Below are 17,012 nucleotides of genomic sequence, written 5' to 3' on the forward strand. Positions count from 1 at the left end.
GGCGCGAAAAAACGCCGCCGCGGGGCTCAGAACCCCGGCGGCCGTTCCTGCGCCACGCCGGCCAGGCGCTCAAGGGCCATGCCGGCGCGGGCCAGCGTGCCTTCGTCGAACAGCCGGCCGATCAAGGTCACGCCGTGCGGCACGCGGCGCGGCTGGGCGAACTTCGGCACGGGCCGCGACGGATGGGGTGCCCAGTCGCTGCGCGCCTCGCTCACGTGCACGAAGCCGGTGCGCAGGGTCAGCGACGGATGGCCGGTGTTGTTCGAGATGACGATCATCTCGTCGCGCAGCGACGGCACCAGCAGCACGTCGACCTGGCGGAAGATGGCGGCCATGCGCTCGGCGACGAGGCGGCGCATCCTGTCGGCCTGCACGAAATCGACGGCGGAGAGGAAGCGCGCTTCGCGCAGCAGGTTCGGCCACGCATCGGGCGTCTGCTCGGACAGCAGGTCCATCCGGCCATCGCGCGTCCAGTCCTCGAACGCGGCCGCCGCCTCGGCGAACAGGATCGTGTTCAGCGACATGTACGGCCAGTCCGGCAACGCCACCGGCACCGGCTTCATGCCGGCCTTCTTCGCCAGCTCCAGCGCGGCGCGGTCGACGTCGGTGGCCGGCGCCTCGCGCAGCCACTCGGGCAGGTAGCCGATCTTCAGGCCGCGCGCGGAGGCGCCGGCATTGAAGTCCAGCGGCGCGCGCACGCTGGCCGTGTCGCCCGCGTCGGGGCCGGCGATCGCGCGCAGCACCAGCATCGCATCCTCGACGGAGCGCGTCATCGGCCCCAGCTTGTCGAGCGACCAGCACAGCGTCATCGCGCCGGTGCGCGGCACCCGGCCGTAGGTGGGGCGCAGGCCCGTCACGCCGCAGCGCGTGCTGGGGCTGACGATCGAGCCGCCCGTCTCGCTGCCGATCGTGAACGCGACCAATGCGGCGGCCATCGCGGCGCCCGGCCCGGCGCTGGAGCCGGACGCGCCTTCCTCCGGCAGCCACGGATTCCTCGTCTGCCCGCCGAACCAGATGTCGTTCATCGCCAGCGCGCCCAGCGACAGCTTGGCCAGCAGCACGGCGCCCGCCTCGTGCAGGCGCGCGATCACGGCCGCATCGGTGACCGGCACGCGGTCCTTCAGCGGTTCCGCGCCCCACGTGGTGGCGATGCCGGCCGTGTCCAGCAAGTCCTTCACGCCATACGGAATGCCGTGCAGCGGGCCGCGATAGTGGCCGGCGGCGATCTCGCGGTCGGCCTGGCGCGCCTGCTCCAGCGCCCGTTCCGGCAGCAGCGTGATGACGGCCAGCAGGCGTGGATCGAAGCGCCGGCAGCGCGCGATGTAGATATTGGTCAGCCGCTCCGACGTCAGCTGGCGCGCCTCGATCCAGCGCGACAGCCGCGCCACGCTGGCGTAGGCGATGTCGTCGTCGCTGGCGGGCAGCGGCCCCGGATCGGCGGCGCCGCGCACGAAGCGGGCCCGCGCCGGCCCGGCCTTCGTGTCCGGCAGCACGGGATCGAAGCGCGACATCGGCGCCACGTCTTCGCCGAGCGGCATTTTGTTGGCGGCGGTGCGGCGCTTCATCAATCCGGCCAGCGACGTCGGCCACGCCTCGGCCGCCATGGCCCGCTGCGCCGGCGTGAGCTTCACCTGCATCAGCTTTTCCGCTTCGGCAAACGTGGCCGAAGTGATCGCGGGGCCGGTCGGCGGCTGTGCGCCGAGCGTGGGCGGCGCGCCGGCCGGCGCGGGCGGTGGCGTGGCGCCCGGCGGCTGCGCGATGACGGTAGTGGTGGCGGCCAGCAGGCCGAGTGGGGCGGTTTTCAGGAAGCGGCGGCGGGTCATGAATCGGCGGTCGAGGCAACTGGTCTATAGGGAGGCGAGGTCCTCCATCTTAGCGCAGCGGCGCGCCATCCGCCGGCCGATTACCCTATAGTCGGAGACGATCACGAAAGGAGCCAACATGCCCACCCTGAACATCAACGGCACCGATACCACGCTGGACGTGCCGGACGACATGCCCATCCTGTGGGCGCTGCGCGACGTGGCCGGCCTGACCGGTACCAAGTTCGGCTGCGGTGCCGCGCTGTGCGGGGCTTGCACCGTGCACCTGGACGGCCAGGCGATCCGCTCGTGCGTGACGCCCGTCTCGGCGGCCGTCGGCAAGAAGATCGTCACGATCGAGGCGATCGGCAGGGATCCGGTCGGCGCGCGCGTGCAGGCCGCCTGGCGCCAGATCGACGTGGTGCAGTGCGGCTACTGCCAGTCCGGCCAGGTGATGGCCGCCACCGCCTTGCTGACCGCCACGCCGAAGCCGACCGATGCGGACATCGACAACGCCATGTCCGGCAATATCTGCCGCTGCGGCACCTATGGCCGCATCCGTGCGGCCATCAAGATCGCGGCAGGCAGCGCCGCGGCGACCGCGGCAACCGCGGCAACATAATGGGAGACGCCATGGGGAACATGAACGAAGTGGGCGAGGTGCGCAGCGGCCGGCGGCGCTTCCTGCAGGTGGGAGCCGCGGCCGGCGGCGGGCTGCTGATCGGCTTCATCCTGCCGGGCTGCGACCGCAAGGAAAGCGACCGCAAGGAACCGCCGCCGGAGAAGGCCGTGGGCCAGGCCGCGACGGCCGTGTCGGACCGCGCACCGGGCCTGGCGCCGAACGCCTTCATCCGCATCGACCGGCAGGGCATCGTCACGCTGGTCATGCACAAGGTCGAGATGGGGCAGGGCACGTACACGTCGATGCCGATGCTGATCGCCGAGGAGCTGGGTGTCGACCTGGCCAAGGTGAAGCTCGAGCATGCGCCGGCCGACAACAACCTGTACAGCGATCCGCTGTTGGGCGGCCAGGTGACCGGCGGCTCGACCTCCGTGCGCGGCGCCTGGAAGCCGCTGCGCGAAGCGGGCGCCGCGGCCCGTGCGGTGCTGGTGCAGGCCGCCGCGCAGCAGTGGAACGTGGCGGCCGATACGTGCCAGGTGGCGAACGGCGTCGTCACGCACAACTCCGGCAAGACGGCGCACTACGGCGAGCTGGTCGACGCGGCCGCGAAACTGACCCCGCCGAAGGCGATCGCGCTGAAGGACCCATCCACCTACAACCTGATCGGCAAGAAGCATGCGCGGCTCGATTCGCCGATCAAGGTCGACGGCAGCGCGCAGTTCGGCATCGATGCGAAGCTGCCGAACATGGGCATCGCCGCCGTGGCGGCCTGCCCCATCATCGGCGGCAAGCTGAAAGCGGTCGACCCGCGGAAGGCGCTGGCCATCAAGGGCGTGCGCGAAGTGATCAAGCTCGAGAGCGCGGTGGCCGTCGTGGCCGACCACATGTGGGCCGCCAAGCAGGGCCTGGCCGCGCTGGAACCGCAATGGGATGCGGGGCCGAACGCGAACGTGTCGACGCGCAGCATCGTCGCCGACATGATGGCGAAGTCGCAGGGCGCCGGTGCCGTCGCCACGGACAAGGGCAACGCCGCCAAGGAGCTGCAGTCCGGGCGCAAGATCGAGGCCATCTACGAGGCGCCGTTCCTGGCCCACGCGACGATGGAGCCGATGAACTGCGCGGTGGACCTGCGCGCGGACGGCTGCGACCTGTACTGCGGCACCCAGGTGCCCAGCCTGGCGCAGGGCGCGGCCGCCAAGCTCACCGGCCTGCCGCTGGAAAAGGTAAAGGTGCATAACTTCTACCTGGGCGGCGGCTTCGGCCGCCGGCTCGAAGTCGACTACGTGATGCAGGCTGTCGCGCTGGCGAAGGCGCAGGCCAAGCCCGGGCCGCTGAAGGTCGTGTGGAGCCGCGAGGAAGACATCCAGCACGATATGTACCGCCCGTACTACGTGGACCGCATCGCCGCGAAGCTGGACGACAAGGGCTATCCGCGCGCGTGGTTCCACCGCGTGACGGGTTCCTCGATCATGTCCCGCTTCGCGCCGCCCGCCGTGAAGAACGGTGTCGACCCGGATGCCGTCGAAGGCGCGGCGGACCTGCAGTACTCGATCCCCGAGCTGCGCGTGGAATACCTGCGCCACGAGCCGCCCGTGCCCACGGCGTTCTGGCGCGGCGTCGGCCCCACGCACAATGTGTTCGTCGTCGAAAGCTTCGTCGACGAGCTGGCCCAGGCGGCGAAACAGGACCCTGTGGCCTACCGCCGCGCGCTGCTGGACAAGTCGCCGCGCCTGCTGGCCGTGCTGAACCTGGCCGCCGAAAAGGCGGGATGGGGCAAGCCGGTGGCCGCCGTTGCGGGCCGCAAGGTGGGGAGGGGCGTGTCGTGCCAGTTCGCGTTCGGCACCTACATGTGCCAGATCGTCGACGTGTCGGTGGGTGGCGATGGGGACGTGAAGGTGCACCGCGTCGTCTGCGCGCTCGATTGCGGCCAGGCGGTGAACCCGGACGGCATCGTCGCGCAGATGGAAGGCGGCATCGTGTTCGGCCTGACGGGCGCGCTGTGGGGCGAGATCACGCTGGACAAGGGGCGCGTCATGCAGACCAACTTCGGCGACTACCGCGTGATGCGGATGAACGAGGCGCCGCCGATCGAGGTGCACATCGTCGCATCGCGCGACGACCCGGGCGGCATCGGCGAGCCCGGCACGGCGGGTGTCGCGCCGGCCCTGTGCAATGCGATCTACGCGGCGACCGGGCAGCGCATCCGCAAGCTGCCGGTGGCCACGGCACTGAAGAAGGCGTAGCCGGCGCGGGCGGCGGCCCGCTTCACTGCGCCCCCGGCTGGCGGCGCAGCCGGCAACCGTCCGACGAAATGAGTTCCAGCAGGCTGTCCGGCCGCACCGGCTTGACGAGGTATTCGTCGAAGCCGGCGGCCAGTGCGTTGGCGCGGTCCTGCGCCTGGCCGTAGCCGGACAGCGCGACGGCGAACATCTTGCTGCCGCCCGCGCGCAGGCGGCGGATCACTTCCAGGCCGTCCAGGCCGGGCAGGCCGATGTCGCAGATCAGCACGTCGAAGCCGCCCTGCGCGGCGAGCGCGAGGCCGGCCGTGCCGTCATAGGCGGCGGTGACGGCATGCGCATCCAGCATCAGGAAACCCTTCAGCGTGTCGCAGACGTCGACGTTGTCCTCGATCAGCAGCACGCGGCACGCTTCGTGCACGGTGGCGGCAGCGGCCGGCAGCGCGGCGGCAAGTGCCGCGCCGCCGGCAGGCAGCACCACGGTGAAGCGGCTGCCGTGGCCGACGCCGTCGCTGTGCCCGTGCACCGTGCCGCCATGCATGTGCACGAGGTTGCGCACGACGTTCAGGCCCACGCCAAGGCCGCCTTCGGAGCGTGCCAGCGAGCGGGGGCCCTGCGTGAACAGGTCGAAGATGTGCGGCAGCACGTCGGCGCCGATGCCGGTGCCGTTGTCGGTCACCGTCACCTGCACGCCGGCCGCGTCGGCGGTGGCGGCAAGCATCACGTGGCCGCCGTCCTGCGTGTACTTCGACGCGTTGGCCAGCAGATTGGAGAACACCTGGGTCAGGCGCACGCGGTCGCCGCGCAGCGTCAGGCCGGGCGCCGCCACCCGCACTTCCAGGCGCTGGTGCCGTTCCGCGATGCGCGGCTGCACCGTCTCGACGGCGCGGTCCAGCACGTCCGCCAGCGGCACGGGCACGATGTCGAGGCGGATGCGGCCGCTGCTGATGCGGGCCGCGTCGAGCAGGTCGTCCAGCAGCCGCGCCATGTGTTCCGTCTGGCGGCTGATCACGTTGCGCAGGGTGACCAGGTCGGGCGACACGTCCGGCATCCGCTCCAGCATCGCCGCGGCCATGCTGATCGGCGCCAGCGGATTGCGCAGCTCGTGCGCCAGCATCGCGAGGAATTCATTCTGGCGGCGGTTCGCCGCCTCGGCCTCGTCCTGCAGGGTCTGGGCGTTGACGGTTGCCTGCACGAGATGCCCGTTGGCTTCGCGCAGCTGGGCGTTTTCCTCGCGCGCGTACGCCAGCGCGGCGCGCAGTTCCGCGACCGTGCCCGGTTCGTCTAGCGGCGGCTGCTCGAGGTCCGCCATAAGGTGTCAGCCGCCGTCCTGTTGCGGCGACGGATGGCCGGACAGCATGCCGTCGAAGCGCACGCGCTCCCCATCGATCTCGATGCCGTGGTCGGTGATCTGGAATGTGCGCAGGGCCGTGCTGTGCGAGCAGCCGCGCAGCTTGACGACGCCGATCACCTTCGTCAGCTCGCCGTCCATCTCGACGTAGCGGGTGACGATGATGCCGTCTGTCAGGAACGAGATCTCGGCCTCGGAGAAGCGCAGCTCCGTGAAGCGGTCCTCCATGCCCAGCGTGACGATCGCCGTCACGCCCAGCTTGGCGAGGCTGGACAGGATGCGGAATACGGTGAGGCGGAATTCGCGGCGGAATTCCGGCGCCAGGTACAGCAGCACTTCGGACAGCGAGTCGAGCACGACGCGCTTGGCGCCCGTGGCGACGATCGTGTCGAGCAGCTCCTGCAGCAGTTCGTCGGCCGTCAGGTCCAGCGCCCGGCTTTCGACGATGTGCACGTGGCCGGCCTGCACCAGCTCGGCCAGCGCGGCATTGCGCAGCCGCGCCGTGCCTTTCTCGAAGTACGCGGCCACGCCTTTCTCGCCCTGGCGCGCGCCCTCGGCGAGGAACTGCGTGCCGAGGATCGTCTTGCCGGAGCCGGACGGGCCGGCCACGAGGATCGAGTGGCCTTCCGGAATGCCGCCATGCAGCAGCACGTCCAGCGACGGCACGCCGCTGGAAATGCGGCGCGGGGTGCGGTCGACAGGCTGGCCGGGGATGCGGTCCAGCGCCAGCGGCGGCAGCAGGCGCGGGAAGATGCGCACGCCGTCGCCGCTGATGCGGAACGTGTGCATGCCCGCCATATGGGCCTGGCCGCGCATCTTGACGATGCGGATCTTGCGGACGATCGAATTGTCCTGCTGCGACTGGGACAGCGACAGCACGCCGTCGGCCACCGTCATGATCGGATTGGCTTCCGCATCGACATGGGCGTATTCGCCGATCAGGAACGTCGTCGCCTGCCAGCTGGTCATGCGCGTGCCCAGCTCCTGGATGAAGTGCTGCAGGTCGGCGATGCCTTCGCTGCCGCTCTTCGCCGTCTGCGCCACGGAGCGGAACGAGTCGACGAACACGAGGCTTGGGGAGAATGCCTCGACCTCGCGCATGATGCGCTCGAGCACGCCGGAGAAATCGCCGTTCTTCAGGTCGTCGGCCAGGTTCACGTAGCGGATCGCACTGCCGACCTTGTCGAGCTCGAAGAAGCTGTACTGCTGCTGGTAGCGCAGCATCTTCAGCGGTGGCTCGCCCAGCACGGTGAAGAACAGCGCGCGCCGCTCGGGGGAGGCGAGCGAGAACATCATCTGGTGCGCCAGCGTCGTCTTGCCGCTGCCGGGCGTGCCGGCGATCAGGTTGAACGAATACTCGCCCAGTCCGCCGCCGAGCAGGGTATCCAACCCCGGCACACCGGTCTCCAGCAATCCCAAGCTTACTTTGTCGGTCATTTACTTCTGCTCCCCTGCATTGTTTTGTGCCTGCGCGCTGTGCCACGCGGAGTCGATCAGCCTCGTCGTCAGTGCCGTTCCGATCAGGTCGGAAAGCAGCCGCGTGAACGTGGTCAGCAGGGCTTCGTTCGCCAGCGCCGCTTGCGCCGGCTCGGCCCTGGCGAGGTCTTCTTTCAGTGTGCGGAACAATGCGTCCAGCGTTTGCGACGACGGGCTGACCGTGAGCCAGCCGTATTGCTGCGCCAGCAGGCGCCCCGTCCTGCCGTACAGTGCGCCGAAGCCGCTTTCGCCGATCAGGGGGCTGAGATGCACCGCCAGCGAGCGCCATGGCAGCAGATGGCGCTCGGCCGGATCCCCGCCGCCGGGCTGCGCCAGCATCGCGTGAATCAGTTGCCGGCGCTTGTCGTCTTTGTTATCCATGCATGCTGATCAGTGTGTATGTGCCGGGCGGCTGAACAAGCCGCCGTTTGGCACATTATAGCCGGCGTACCGCTGAGCAGCCGCTCGCTAAGAGTGCTGATCGTGCGGCCTTATTGTACCGTCTTAATATAAAGGGCGCGGAGGGAGCCTGGCGATATTGGCATTGTTGGTTCGATAACGCAAACGAAACATTGTGAAGTTTCTGTGAAGAATTAAACTGTCGCGCGGGCGAGGGCTTGTACCGAATTAGTTGCCGTGGCTAAATGTCGGGATGTTAATACTCGGCATCAGGATCGGCATCACCACGCGGCTGTTCTGCGCGTTGCTCGTCGTCAGCGTGCTGACGGCGCTCGGTGTCGGCCTGGGCACCCGCTGGAGCTTCCAGCGCGGCTTCCAGGGCTACCTGAACGAGGTGGAGGCACGGCGCATGGAGGCGATGGCGTTCGAACTGGCGCGCGCCTACCGGGAACACGGCAACTGGGACTTCATCCGCGGCAACCAGGGCGCATGGGAGCGCTACACCGGCGCGATCGGCCGCGAGCGCGCCACCGCGCCGCTGGCCGGCGACACGTCGATCCACCACGAGGGCGGCGATTCGATCTACTACGCCGTGCCCGGCCGCGGGCCGCGCCGCCTGGCGCTGTACGACATGGACGGCGCCCACCTGGCCGGCAACCACCAGACCGAAGGCGACATGCCGCTGCGCTACCAGCGCGTGCTGGTCGACGGCCGGCAGGTCGCGACCCTGGTCGGCGCGCCGCTGCGCGGCCTGTCGGAAGAGGCGGAGCAGGGCTTCCTCGTGCAGCAGCAGCGCGACAGCGCGCTGATCGGCCTGGCCACGCTGGCGCTGGCGGCGCTGGCCGCGATGCTGCTGGCGCGGAGCTTTGTCGCGCCGACCCGGCGGCTGACGGTCGCCGCCGCGAAGGTGGCGGCCGGCGACTACGGCGTGCGGGTGCCGGACGGCGGCCGCGACGAACTGGCCACGTTGGCGCGCAACTTCAACAGCATGACGGCGACGCTGGAAAGCAACGAGGCCCTGCGCCGCCACTTCATGGCCGACATCTCGCACGAGCTGCGCACGCCGCTCGCCGTGCTGCAGGCCCAGCTCGAAGCGATGGAGGACGGCATCGAGCCGATGAACCAGCGCAGCGTGACGCTGCTGACGGAAGAGGTGGCGACCCTGTCGCGCCTGATCGAGGACATGCGCCAGATCACGCTGACGGACGCCGGCGTGTTCGACTACCACATCGCGCCGCTGGACCTGGCCCAGCTGGTCGGCGCCGAACTGGCGAAGTGGCGCGATCCGCTGGCGGTCGCCCGCACCGCCGTGTACGCGGAGCTGCCGGAACACCTGACGACGCGCGGCGACACGATCCGCCTGCGCCAACTGTTGCGCAACCTGTTCACGAACCTGCTGCGCCATGCCGAAGGGGCCACGCGCGTGGCGCTGCTGCTGAAGCGCGAGGACGGCCACGCCGTGCTCACGTTCGCCGATGACGGCCGCGGCGTGCCGCACGAGGCGCTGACGATGCTGTTCGAGCGCTTCTGGCGCGGCGACAGCTCGCGCAGCCGCGGCACCGGCGGCAGCGGCCTGGGGCTGGCGATCTGCCGCAGCATCGCCGAGGCGCATGGCGGCACGATCGCGGCCGGCGCCACGCTGGGCGGCGGCCTGACGATCACGTTGCGCCTGCCGCTGGAGGAGCCGGCATGAGCGCCGCCCAGCACGTGCTGGTGGTCGAGGACGAGCTGCGGCTGGCCCGCCTGCTCGTGTCGTACTTGGAAGCGGCCGGGTACCGCGCCACCGCGCTGCACGACGGCCGCCGCGTGCAGTCGCTCGTCGCGGCCGGCGGCGTCGACCTGGTGCTGCTGGACTGGATGCTGCCCGGTGTCGACGGCATGACGTTATGCCGCGCGCTGCGTGCAGGCGGCGACCTGCCCGTGATCATGATGACGGCCCGCGCCGCCGAGGAAGACCGCCTGGAAGGCCTCGACAGCGGGGCCGACGACTACATCTGCAAGCCGTTCAGCCCCCGCGAAGTGGTGGCCCGCGTGCGCGCCGTGCTGCGCCGCCGCCCGCCGCAGGCGACGCCGCGCGCCGGCCTGCACATCGACGCGCTGGCGCTGCGTGCCTTCGTCGACGGCCGCGAGCTGGCGCTGACGCCAGTCGAATTCCGCCTGCTGAAGGTGCTGCGCGACAGCCCCGGCGTGGCACGCACCCGCGACGAGCTGCGCGCCAACGTGTATGCGGACCACCGCGTCGTCAGCGACCGCACGATCGATGCGCACGTGAAGAACCTGCGCCGCAAGCTCGGCGAAGCCGGCCTGCCCGATGCCATCGCAGCCGTCTACGGGATCGGCTATCGCTGGCTGTAGTCCCACTTTCAACCCACGACCGGAGACAGCATGTCGGACGACAAGCAACCCACTTCGCGGCGAAGTCTCATCAAGAGCCTCGTCTTCCTGCCACTTGGCGCGGCCGCCGGTGCCGGCGCCGTGCGCGCGCTCGATGCCAGCGCGGCCGGCCCGGCGCCGGAAGGCCAGCCGGAAGCCTACACGCCCACGTTCTTCACGAGCGCGGAATGGCGCTTCGTGCACGCGGCCTGCGACCGCCTGATCCCGCACGACGAGCACGGCCCTGGTGCCGTCGAAATGAACGTGCCGCGCTTCCTCGACAAGCACATGCAGACGCCGTACGCGGCCGGCGACATCTGGTACATGCAGGGCCCGTTCGTGAAGGCCGCGCCGGAGTTCGGCTACCAGGGCAAGCTCGCGCTGCGCGACATCGTCCGCGTCGGCATCAAGGCGTTCGATGCCCACGTAGGCCGCGAATTTGCCGGCAAGGCGTTCGCCGACCTGGACGGCAAGCAGCAGGATGCGCTGCTGCAGGCGGCCGAGAAGGGCGACCTGAAGTTCGACGACATCTCGGCCAAGCTGTTCTTCTCGACCCTGCTGGCCGAGGTGCGCAACGGCTACTTCGCCGACCCGCGCCATGGCGGCAACCAGAACATGGGCGCGTGGAAGATGATCGGCTACCCCGGCATGCGCGCCGACTACCTCGACTGGGTCGAGGTACGCGACAAACCGTATCCGATCGGCCCGGTGGACCTGGCCGGCCGGCGCGGATAAGGAGAATCGAAGATGACCATCGTAAAGAACAAAGTGGATGCCGTGATCGTCGGCGCCGGCTGGACCGGCGCGATCATGGCCAAGGAATTGACGGATGCGGGCCTGTCCGTCGTCGTGCTGGAACGGGGTCCGGACCGCGACACGCAGCCGGACTTCTCGTACCCGCGCGTCGTCGACGAGCTGGAAGGCTCCGTGCACCGCAAGTACCTGCAGGCGCTGTCGAAGGAAACCGTGACGATCCGCCACGGCATCGCCGACACGGCCGTGCCGTACCGCCAAATGGGGTCGTTCAAGCCGGGCACGGGCGTCGGCGGCGCCGGCTCGCACTGGTCCGGCTGCCATTTCCGTGCGCTGCCGGAAGACTTCAAGGTGCGCAGCAACCTGGAGCAGCGCTACGGCAAGAAATTCATCCCATCGAACATGACGGTGCAGGATTTCCCGATCACGTACGAAGACCTGGAACCGCACTTCGACCACTTCGAGTACGTGTGCGGCACGAGCGGCAAGGCCGGCGTCATCGACGGTAAATATATCGAAGGCGGCAACCCGTTCGAAGGCTCCCGCTCGCGCGACTACGCGCTGGGCCCGAATCCGAACTACCTGGGCGCCGAGTGGTTCTACAAGGCCGCGAAAGAGATGGGCTACCACCCGTATCCGATCCCCGCGTCGAACGCTTCCGCGCCGTACACGAACCCGTACGGCTGCCAGATGGGGCCCTGTAATTTCTGCGGCTTCTGCTCGGACTACGGCTGCCTGAACTACTCGAAGGCGAGCCCGAATGCGTGCATCTTCCCGGCCATTCGCGGCCGCGAGAATTTCGAGCTGCGCACCCTGGCGCAGGTGCTGAAAGTGAACCTGACGGCCGACAACAAGAAGGCCACCGGCGTCACCTACCTCGACGCGCAGGGCCGCGAGACGGAGCAGCCGGCCGACCTCGTGCTGCTGTGCGCGTTCTCGCTGTTCAACGTGCACATGATGCTGGTCTCCGGCATCGGCACGCCATACGACCCCGTCACGAAGACGGGCACCGTGGGCCGCAACTACTCGTACCAGAACCTGAACCGCGTCGTGCTGTTCTTCGACGAATCCGTGCAGGCCAACCCGTTCATCGGCATCGGCGGCGGCGGCGCCACGTTCGACGACTTGAACGGCAACCGCAACGACAGCGCCAAGAGCGGCTACATCGGCGGCGGCATCATCTGGGCGCGCCAGCCCGGCGCCGGCCCGGTGCGCGGCATCCAGACGGCGCCCGGCGTGCCGAACTGGGGCAGCGCGTGGAAGCAGGGCGTCAAGGAAGCGTTCCGCCACTCGTTCTACTACGAGGTGCAGGGCTCGTGCATGTCCTACGACGATGCCTACCTGGACCTGGACCCGACCTACAAGGATGCCTTCGGCCGGCCGCTGCTGCGCATGACGTTCGACTGGCACGACAACGAGATCAAGGCGTCCCAATACCTCGTCGAAAAGGCCACCGACATGTGCAAGGTGCTGGGCCCGAAGGCGATGAAGGGCGATGCGAAGAAGGACGGCGCGCACTACAACGTGACGCAGTACCAGAGCACGCACACGTGCGGCGGCGCGATCATGGGCAGCGACCCGAAGACGTCCGCGCTGAACCGCTACCTGCAATCGTGGGACGTGTCGAACGTGTTCGCTCCGGGCGCCAACGCCTTCCCGCAAAACAATGGCTACAACCCGACCGGCATGGTGGGCGCGCTGGCGTACTGGTGCGCCACGGCGATCCGCGAGCAGTACCTGAAGAACCCCGGCCCGCTGGTGCACGCATAAGGATCATCGATGAAGACAACAACCAAACGTGCACTCGCCATCGTGCTGGGCCTGGCCGTGGTGGCCGTCGGCGGCGCCGCGCTGGTGGCAGCGCTGCCGACCGACACGCGGGCGATCGGCCCCGGCGCCGAAACGCAGCCAACCGACCAGTTGATCGCCGCCGGCCGCTACATCGCCACCGCGTCGGACTGCATCGCCTGCCATACGGCACCGGGCGGCAAGCCGTTCGCCGGCGGCCTGAAGATGGCCACGCCGATCGGCGCGCTGTACAGCTCCAACATCACGCCGGACAAGAAGACGGGCATCGGCAACTTCAGCCTGAACGACTTCGACCGCGCGGTACGGCACGGCATCACGCCGGCCGGCGGCACGCTGTATCCGGCGATGCCGTATCCGTCGTACGCGAAGATGACGGACGCCGACCTGCGCGCGCTGTATGCGTACTTCATGCAGGGCGTGGCGCCGGTCGAATCGGCGAACCGCACGGCGGACATCCGCTGGCCGCTGTCGATGCGCTGGCCGCTGGCGCTGTGGCGCAAGGCGTTCGCGCCGCCGGTCGCCACGATCCCCGTCGACCGTTACCAGAGCGCGGCGCTGGCACGCGGGGCCTACCTCGTGCAAAGCCTCGGCCACTGCGGCGCATGCCACACGCCGCGCGCCACGACGATGCAGGAACTGGCGCAGGACGAGTCGTCGCCCCATTACCTGGCCGGCGGCGCGGTGATCGACGGCTGGCTCGCCGTCAACCTGCGCGGCGACGCGGCCGACGGCCTGGGGCGCTGGAGCGAACGTGACATCGCCGATACGCTGGCGAAGGCGCGCAATGCCCATGCGGCCGTCGTCGGCACGCCGATGGCGGACGTGGTTGCGCAAAGCACGCAGCACCTGACGGACGCGGACCGGCAAGCGATGGCCACCTACCTGAAGTCGCTGCCCGCGGTCGGGCAGGGCAAGGCGACGTTCGCCGCCAGCGAGGCGACGGCGCGCGCGCTGCGCGCCGGGAATGAGGAGAACCGGGGCGCGCAGCTGTACGTCGACAACTGCGCCGCGTGCCACCGCACCGATGCGAAGTCGAATGCCGTCACGTTCCCTGCGCTGGCCGGCAATCCCTCCGTGCTGGCGGACGACCCGGCGTCGCTGATCCGTCTGGTGCTGGCGGGCAGCGCGCTGCCGACGACGGGCAAGGCGCCGTCGAACCTGGGCATGCCGGGCTTTGCCTGGCGCCTGTCGGACGAAGAGACCGCACAACTGGTCACCTTCGTGCGCACCAGCTGGGGCAACCAGGCCCCGGCCGCGACGGCATCGGCCGTGGCGAAGGTACGCAAACAGCTCGATGCGGAACATGCGTCGCGCTGACTGGATGGAAAGCAACAAAATTCACCAATAAACAGTTTATACACGGCAACTTTGTGATAGACTTGCAGTAATTGTTGCGATGCAACAAGCAGGCGGTGCAACGGTGATCCCGGGGCACCGCCGTTTTCACTTTCTGGACGGGCAAAGCGCGACGATCAAGTGCAATGCACCAAATTTACGGATAGATAATCATGATTAAACGGTTGACAATTCGCCTGCGGCTGATCGCCTGCATGGCCTTTCTCGGCATCCTGCTCGTCGTCATCGGCGGCGTCGGCATCAACGGTATCCGGACCGTGAATGCTGCACTGCAAGATGTGTATCAGAAGCAGATGGCGTCGGCGCTGAAGCTGGCGGAGGCGAAGAATTTCCTCAACCGTTCCCGGTTCGTCATCGACCGCGGCGTGTTCCATCCGGAAGCGCCGGACCTGGAAAAAACGCTGGGCCGTGCGGACGGCTTCATCAAGGATGCCGACAAGTCGTGGCGCGAATACCTGGCGATGCCGATGGATGACGACGAGCGCGCGCTGACGGCCGACCTCGACGCCAAGCGCACCGCCTACATCGACAACGGCCTGCGCGGCCTGATGGACGCGATCCGCTCGAAAGACACGGCCCGTATCGACGAGCTGGCGATGAAGAAGCTGACGCCGATGTTCTCGACGTTCGATGCCGCGTCGAACAAGCTCGAGCAATACCAGATGAAATCGGCGGCCGAGCACTTCGCCGAAAGCCAGTCGTTCTACGACGGCGTGCTGAAAGGCTTCACGGCGGCCATCGCGATCGGCCTGATCGTGATCGTCGGCGCGACGATCGTGCTGCTGCGCGCGATCATGAACCCGCTCGACGAGGCACTGGGCCACTTCGATGCGATCGCCGCCGGCAACCTGGCCGACCGCATCGCCGTCACGTCGCATGACGAGATGGGCAACCTGCTGGCCGGCCTGTCGAAGATGCAGCAGCAACTGGCGGCCACGGTGCAGAGCGTGCGCCACGGCAGCAGCGCGATCGCGGTAGCGAGCCATGAAATCTCGGCCGGCAATGCCGACCTGTCGCGCCGCACCGAGCAGCAGGCCGCAAGCCTGGAAGAAACCGCGTCGTCGCTGGAAGAGCTGACGTCGACCGTGCGCCAGAACGCCGACAACGCGCGTCAGGCGAACCAGCTGGCGTTGACGGCATCGTCGGTGGCCGGCAAGGGCGGCCAGCTGGTGTCGCAGGTGGTCGACACGATGGACACGATCAATACGAGTTCGAAACGCATCGTCGACATCATCGCCGTCATCGATGGCATCGCGTTCCAGACCAACATCCTCGCATTGAACGCCGCCGTGGAAGCGGCGCGTGCGGGCGAGCAGGGCCGCGGCTTCGCCGTCGTCGCTTCCGAGGTGCGCAACCTGGCCCAGCGCTCGGCCGCCGCCGCGAAGGAAATCAAGGAACTGATCACGGCATCGGTCAATCAGGTGGAAGCGGGCACGCAGCTGGTCGGCAAGGCCGGCAGCACGATGGACGAGATCGTGACGAGCGTCGAGAAGGTCACGACGATCATGTCCGACATCATGCTGGCGGGCGAAGAGCAGAGCGCCGGCATCGACCAGATCAACCAGGCCATCGCACAGATGGACGAGGCCACGCAGCAGAACGCCGCGCTGGTCGAGGAAGCGGCGGCCGCCGCCGAATCGATGCGCCAGCAGGCGGCCCAGCTGGAAGAGCTGGTCAGCACGTTCCGGCTGGAAGGTGCGCCGTCCTCCGGCCGCTCGTCCAACCGCGCGCTGGCGCTGTACTGACGTGATCTAAACGGTCACGACCACCTTGCCGAAGTGGCGGCCCTGGTCGACATACGTGTAGGCCTCGGCCGCCTGGTCGAACGTGAACACACGGTCGACCACCGGCTTGATGCGGGCCGCTTCCGTGAAGCGCACCAGGTCTTCCAGCATGACCCGGCTGCCGACGAAAATGCCGGACAGCCGCTTGGCACCGGCGATCAGTGAAATCGGATCGATCTGCGCGCCACCCAGGCCGCTCGTGATGCCGATGACGGCCACCGTGCCGCCCATCGCCGTCGCGGCGATCGACCGGGCCAGCGTGCCTTCGCCGCCCGTCTCCACCGTCAGGTCCACGCCGCGCCCGCCCGTCAGGCGCAGCACTTCCTCCTGCCATTCCGGCGTCGCACGGTAATTGATCGTGCCGGCCGCGCCCAGTTCGCGCGCCCGTTCCAGCTTCTCGTCCGATGACGACGTGACGATCGCCGCCAGGCCCGCCGCGCGCGCCAGCTGCAACGCGATCACCGACACGCCGCCCGTCCCCAGCAGCAGTACCGATGCGCCGGGTTTCAGCCGGCCTGCGACGAACAGCGCGTTCCACGCCGTCGTGCCGGCGCAGGACAGCGTGGCCGCCTGCACGTAATCCATGTGCGCCGGCATGTGGGCCAGCGCCGCTTCGTCGGCGACGAAGGCTTCGGCCAGTGTGCCGTCGATGTGCGTGCCGAACGAGGCAGCCGTCTTGGCGGGTGTCGGTGCGCCGTCCGCCCAGCCGGGGAAGTAGGCGTGGATCACGCGGTCGCCCGGCTTGAAGCGCGTGACGTGCGCGCCGACGGCGACGACGTCGCCGGCGCCGTCGCCCAGCGGCACCAGCGCCGCGGCGCCATGGCCGCCGTAGTTACCGCGGGCGAACATCAGATCGCGGTAATTCAGCGCCGCGGCGCGGGTGCGCACCAGCACCTGGTGGGGCAACGGGGTGGGGGTGTGGATGCCGATGCGGCGCAGGCCGGCGATGCCGTCGCCCGGTTGCAGTTGGTAGGCTTTCATGGTGTCCTTTCATGCGGTTGGATAGGCGTTGAACGCAGGACGCCAAGGTAACGTAGAATCTGCGGTTCC

The 17,012-nt window shown here is 68.7% G+C and carries 13 protein-coding genes; 8 read left to right on the plus strand and 5 right to left on the minus strand.

Annotation, left to right across the window (positions count from 1 at the left end):
- Positions 1–26: 26 nt before the first annotated feature.
- Positions 27–1,823, minus strand: coding sequence for an amidase (locus tag IP92_RS21265; RefSeq protein ID WP_145878881.1), 1,797 nt, complete (start codon positions 1,821–1,823; stop codon positions 27–29).
- Between the two features lie 118 nt (positions 1,824–1,941).
- On the opposite strand from IP92_RS21265, the gene IP92_RS21270 reads away from it, so the two are divergent.
- Entirely contained in the window at positions 1,942–2,424 is a 483-nt protein-coding gene (locus IP92_RS21270) for a (2Fe-2S)-binding protein (RefSeq protein WP_145878883.1), read from the plus strand.
- Positions 2,425–2,435: 11 nt separating this feature from the next.
- Positions 2,436–4,667, plus strand: coding sequence for a xanthine dehydrogenase family protein molybdopterin-binding subunit (locus tag IP92_RS21275; protein WP_199271825.1), 2,232 nt, complete (start codon positions 2,436–2,438; stop codon positions 4,665–4,667).
- 22 nt (positions 4,668–4,689) lie between these two features.
- Here IP92_RS21275 and IP92_RS21280 read toward each other — a convergent pair whose 3' ends face one another.
- Genes IP92_RS21280 through IP92_RS21290 form a run of 3 tightly spaced genes read right to left on the minus strand, consistent with a single transcriptional unit; the run spans position 4,690 to position 7,869 of the window.
- Positions 4,690–5,973 (minus strand): hybrid sensor histidine kinase/response regulator, encoded by a 1,284-nt coding sequence (locus tag IP92_RS21280; protein WP_145878885.1) that lies wholly within the window; start codon positions 5,971–5,973, stop codon positions 4,690–4,692.
- Between the two features lie 6 nt (positions 5,974–5,979).
- Positions 5,980–7,449, minus strand: coding sequence for an ATPase domain-containing protein (locus IP92_RS21285; protein ID WP_145878887.1), 1,470 nt, complete (start codon positions 7,447–7,449; stop codon positions 5,980–5,982).
- Entirely contained in the window at positions 7,450–7,869 is a 420-nt protein-coding gene (locus IP92_RS21290) for a hypothetical protein (protein WP_229418899.1), read from the minus strand. It abuts the gene before it with no gap.
- Between the two features lie 271 nt (positions 7,870–8,140).
- On the opposite strand from IP92_RS21290, the gene IP92_RS21295 reads away from it, so the two are divergent.
- From IP92_RS21295 to IP92_RS30735, 6 genes are all read left to right on the plus strand, one after another.
- A complete protein-coding gene (locus IP92_RS21295) occupies positions 8,141–9,580 on the plus strand; it encodes an ATP-binding protein (RefSeq protein WP_145878888.1) in 1,440 nt (479 codons plus the stop codon).
- Positions 9,577–10,242 carry a response regulator gene (locus IP92_RS21300; protein WP_145878890.1) on the plus strand — a complete coding sequence of 222 codons (666 nt, stop codon included), beginning with the start codon at positions 9,577–9,579 and terminating at the stop codon, positions 10,240–10,242. Before IP92_RS21295 ends, IP92_RS21300 begins: the two co-directional genes overlap by 4 nt.
- Positions 10,243–10,272: 30 nt before the next feature.
- Positions 10,273–10,995, plus strand: a complete 723-nt coding sequence (locus IP92_RS21305) for a gluconate 2-dehydrogenase subunit 3 family protein (protein WP_145878892.1) — start codon at positions 10,273–10,275, stop codon at positions 10,993–10,995.
- Positions 10,996–11,007: 12 nt separating this feature from the next.
- Positions 11,008–12,783, plus strand: a complete 1,776-nt coding sequence (locus tag IP92_RS21310) for a GMC family oxidoreductase (protein ID WP_145878894.1) — start codon at positions 11,008–11,010, stop codon at positions 12,781–12,783.
- Between the two features lie 9 nt (positions 12,784–12,792).
- Positions 12,793–14,139: a cytochrome c gene (locus IP92_RS21315; protein WP_145878896.1), complete on the plus strand. Its 1,347-nt coding sequence runs from the start codon at positions 12,793–12,795 to the stop codon at positions 14,137–14,139.
- A gap of 191 nt (positions 14,140–14,330) precedes the next feature.
- The gene (locus IP92_RS30735; protein WP_145878898.1) at positions 14,331–15,923 is read left to right on the plus strand and encodes a methyl-accepting chemotaxis protein; all 1,593 of its coding nucleotides are present in this window, start codon (positions 14,331–14,333) and stop codon (positions 15,921–15,923) included.
- Positions 15,924–15,929: 6 nt separating this feature from the next.
- On the opposite strand, the gene IP92_RS21325 is transcribed toward IP92_RS30735, so the two are convergent.
- Complete coding sequence (locus tag IP92_RS21325) at positions 15,930–16,943, minus strand: zinc-dependent alcohol dehydrogenase family protein (protein WP_145878900.1); 1,014 nt, start codon at positions 16,941–16,943, stop codon at positions 15,930–15,932.
- Positions 16,944–17,012 lie beyond the last annotated feature (69 nt).

Source organism: Pseudoduganella flava (genome assembly GCF_007830495.1).
GTDB lineage: Bacteria > Pseudomonadota > Gammaproteobacteria > Burkholderiales > Burkholderiaceae_D > Rugamonas > Rugamonas flava.

Excerpts from the sequence above, each read along its gene's own strand:
- IP92_RS21265 (WP_145878881.1), bottom strand. The coding sequence starts at position 1,823 with ATGACCCGCCGCCGCTTCCTGAAAACCGCCCCACTCGGCCTGCTGGCC.
- IP92_RS21270 (WP_145878883.1), top strand. The coding sequence starts at position 1,942 with ATGCCCACCCTGAACATCAACGGCACCGATACCACGCTGGACGTGCCG.
- IP92_RS21275 (WP_199271825.1), top strand. The coding sequence starts at position 2,436 with ATGGGGAACATGAACGAAGTGGGCGAGGTGCGCAGCGGCCGGCGGCGC.
- IP92_RS21280 (WP_145878885.1), bottom strand. The coding sequence starts at position 5,973 with ATGGCGGACCTCGAGCAGCCGCCGCTAGACGAACCGGGCACGGTCGCG.
- IP92_RS21285 (WP_145878887.1), bottom strand. The coding sequence starts at position 7,449 with ATGACCGACAAAGTAAGCTTGGGATTGCTGGAGACCGGTGTGCCGGGG.
- IP92_RS21290 (WP_229418899.1), bottom strand. The coding sequence starts at position 7,869 with ATGGATAACAAAGACGACAAGCGCCGGCAACTGATTCACGCGATGCTG.
- IP92_RS21295 (WP_145878888.1), top strand. The coding sequence starts at position 8,141 with ATGTTAATACTCGGCATCAGGATCGGCATCACCACGCGGCTGTTCTGC.
- IP92_RS21300 (WP_145878890.1), top strand. The coding sequence starts at position 9,577 with ATGAGCGCCGCCCAGCACGTGCTGGTGGTCGAGGACGAGCTGCGGCTG.
- IP92_RS21305 (WP_145878892.1), top strand. The coding sequence starts at position 10,273 with ATGTCGGACGACAAGCAACCCACTTCGCGGCGAAGTCTCATCAAGAGC.
- IP92_RS21310 (WP_145878894.1), top strand. The coding sequence starts at position 11,008 with ATGACCATCGTAAAGAACAAAGTGGATGCCGTGATCGTCGGCGCCGGC.
- IP92_RS21315 (WP_145878896.1), top strand. The coding sequence starts at position 12,793 with ATGAAGACAACAACCAAACGTGCACTCGCCATCGTGCTGGGCCTGGCC.
- IP92_RS30735 (WP_145878898.1), top strand. The coding sequence starts at position 14,331 with ATGATTAAACGGTTGACAATTCGCCTGCGGCTGATCGCCTGCATGGCC.
- IP92_RS21325 (WP_145878900.1), bottom strand. The coding sequence starts at position 16,943 with ATGAAAGCCTACCAACTGCAACCGGGCGACGGCATCGCCGGCCTGCGC.